Raw genomic sequence first — 2941 nt, forward strand, 5'->3', positions numbered from 1 at the left:
ATTGTATTATACCTGAACTTAGAGATAATGGTTATGGAACAGATATTTTTAACATAATCAAAGAAATTGAGATTTCTAAGGGTGCTAAGTACTTTGAACTTAATGTATCTAATAAAAGAAATATGAGATTTTAGATGAAACAGGGGTTTTATTTTGATGGTATTGATGAATATGGTGTAATAAGACTAACTACTAAAAGAAATAATACCTATTTAGCAGATATAGATGAAAGAAATTGGACTAAGTTAATTACTCTAGAATTATCAGAAGAGCAGAAAGACTATGTAGCTAGTCCTATGGATATTTTAGCTAGAGCATATATTTATAGAAATTATAATTCAAAAGTTTTCAGTATAAAAAGCGAAGAAAATATTATTGGAATGCTTATGGTTCGTGATATAAATGAAGAACCCGAATGCTACGAACTGCAACAATTTTTTATAGATATTAGCCATCAAAATCAAGGCCATGGATATGAGTCTTTAAAATTAATATTGGATTATCTATATGTAGAAAGAAGATACGAAAGTATTGAGGTCTGTGTAAAAGAGAAAGATATTAAAGCCATAAATCTTTATAAGAAAATTGGATTTAAGGACACGGGATACATTGATCCAAATTCGGAAGATGCATTAAATTTAGTGTTTTCTTTTAATGATTTAGATATTAAATTCCAAACTAATAGAGAATCTGCTATGAATTAGATTACAATAAAGGTAAATAGGGTAGCTTAAATATTTTAGCTATCCTATTTTTAAATAAAATTATAATATTATGGAGATATAGCAAAATGAAAGAAGATAAAATATTATGGGTTAAAGCAAATAAATTGCAACCATCATAATTTTATATAAATGAGGATAAATTAAATTTATTGAAAAAGGATTTTGATATAGAGTTATTAGAACCAGTTCCTATTATAAAATTAGGAGAAGATATAGTGATGACAGATGGGCATACAAGAACCACTTGTTTGATTCAGAAAGGTTTTCAATATATTCCTACAATAAAAGAAACTGAAAAACTGGATTGGGAAGCATATAGTATCAATATTAATGATTGTAAAGAAAAAGGTATTTTGTCAGCATTGGATTTAGTAAAATATATTGTTCCAAAGGATATATTTGAAGAAAAATGGGATAAATATTGCGATGATGTTCATAATAAATTATTATATGAAAAAGATCCTTGTAATTATTCAGCACTACCATATTGGAAAGAAACTACATTCACTAAACCAGATAATATAAAAGTATATCATGAAAGTGAATGGAATAAATTATCAAAGAATGCTAAGAAGGAATTTATTAAGGTAGATAAGTTTTTTAGAATTAAACATAATTTGGAGCAAATAAATAATGAAGACTTACCTAAGAATTGTAGGTATAGAACCTTTGATCCTAATAACGAGAAAGATTTTGATAAGGCTCTGGAAATAATCCAAATTTCTTATCCAAATACTGACCTTACAAAAGATAAATTAAAGGAATATATAAAAAATGATGTATATAAAAATGAACTATGGATATTTATTGATAAAATAAATAATGGTATGTATACGCCTATTGCATTTGGAATTGCAGAATTTGATTCCCTTGTAAAAGAGGGAATACTAGAATGGATACAGGTGCTACCAGAATATCGAGGAAAGGGATTTGGAAAATTCCTAGTTGCTGAACTGTTAAGGAGAATGAAGGGAAAAGCAAAGTTTGCAACTGTATCTGGAGACTGTAACAATATTAGTAATCCAATAGGCTTATATAGAAAAACGGGATTTGCTGGTGACAGTATCTGGTATATTGCATATAAAAGTTAGGAGGGAATGAGGTGCCAATTTTGAATATAAAACAACCAGAATATATAATTGTAAGCGATAGTATTCGGTTACGCAAATTTGATAATAATTTCGCCTTTGCTCTTGAATGGTATCAGGATGAAGAAACTTTAATGCTTGTAGATGGTGAGAATGAGCCATATGATATGGAGAAATTGTGCAGAATGTATTCATATCTGAATGAGCATGGCGAATTGTATTTTATTGAGATAGAAGATGGCGATAAATATATTACAATAGGAGATGTAACATTTTCAAACATAGATATGCCCATCGTTATCGGGGTTGAGACTTATCGCGGTAAGGGGATTGGTAAAAAGGTTGTTGAGGCACTTATTCAACGGGGGAAACAATTGGGATATAGTTACCTTGCAGTTAATGAAATATATAAATATAATATTGGTTCACAGAAGTTGTTTGAGAGCATTGGATTTCAAAGATATGAAGAAACAGAAAGTAGTTATAGATATAAATTAAATCTCATATAGAAATATAATCAATTCCCAAATTAATATCAAGTTCTTTATAAACTGTATTATAGTGGCATACCACCAAGGGGCTGATATCTCTCTACGACATCTTTATTGACCTCTCAAGACACGTTGAAGTCGTAACCCTGCTTACAAGGAGTGAAACGAGTTGTAAGTAGAGGTACGTCTTATGCCAGGAATGTCCAAGAACACGACTGTAGGGAGATGTGATTGGGTACATTCTACGGCTGAAGTAGCAATTCTGATGACGTATTGTGGTTTTGATAAAGAATAATAGGCTGCACCACAACATATAGTGGTTTGAGGATCAAATTTGGGTTAAAAATCGGTAAAAAGACACCGTTTTTTGACCCTTTTAGATAGAGCATTTGACAGATGACATTGGATAAATATAGATATTTGAAGGGTAAATGGTTAATTTTGGTTGATAAGATGGCAGGTGAATTATATACTATAGTTGGACATTAGTAGTTAAATGCGACGTAAACGTCGCAAATTGTGAATTTTAAATTGTGAATTGTGAATTAAAACCTTAGGAATTAAAAAGGAAGTTATGCTTATAATCTTATGTGCATCAACGGGTTGACATATAATCGGGTTGACACATAGGTCAACC

Annotated in this window: 3 protein-coding genes; all 3 read left to right on the forward strand. The window is 30.1% G+C overall.

Going from position 1 to position 2941, the window contains the following annotated elements:
* Positions 1-134 precede the first annotated feature (134 nt).
* The 3 genes from VK998_RS00925 (at position 135) to VK998_RS00935 (ending at position 2322) form a co-directional block, all read left to right on the forward strand.
* Entirely contained in the window at positions 135-704 is a 570-nt protein-coding gene (locus VK998_RS00925) for a GNAT family N-acetyltransferase (RefSeq protein WP_325224448.1), read from the forward strand.
* A gap of 170 nt (positions 705-874) precedes the next feature.
* Positions 875-1816, forward strand: a complete 942-nt coding sequence (locus VK998_RS00930) for a GNAT family N-acetyltransferase (protein WP_325224451.1) — start codon at positions 875-877, stop codon at positions 1814-1816.
* Between the two features lie 11 nt (positions 1817-1827).
* The gene (locus VK998_RS00935; RefSeq protein WP_325224452.1) at positions 1828-2322 is read left to right on the forward strand and encodes a GNAT family N-acetyltransferase; all 495 of its coding nucleotides are present in this window, start codon (positions 1828-1830) and stop codon (positions 2320-2322) included.
* The last annotated feature ends 619 nt before the right edge of the window (positions 2323-2941 follow it).

Origin of the sequence: Schnuerera sp. (assembly GCF_035459645.1) — a bacterium.
Taxonomy (GTDB): Bacteria; Bacillota; Clostridia; order Tissierellales; family Tepidimicrobiaceae; genus Schnuerera.

Bases quoted from the DNA above. Each gene is read 5' to 3' on its own strand.
- VK998_RS00925 (WP_325224448.1), top strand. From the start codon at position 135: ATGAAACAGGGGTTTTATTTTGATGGTATTGATGAATATGGTGTAATA.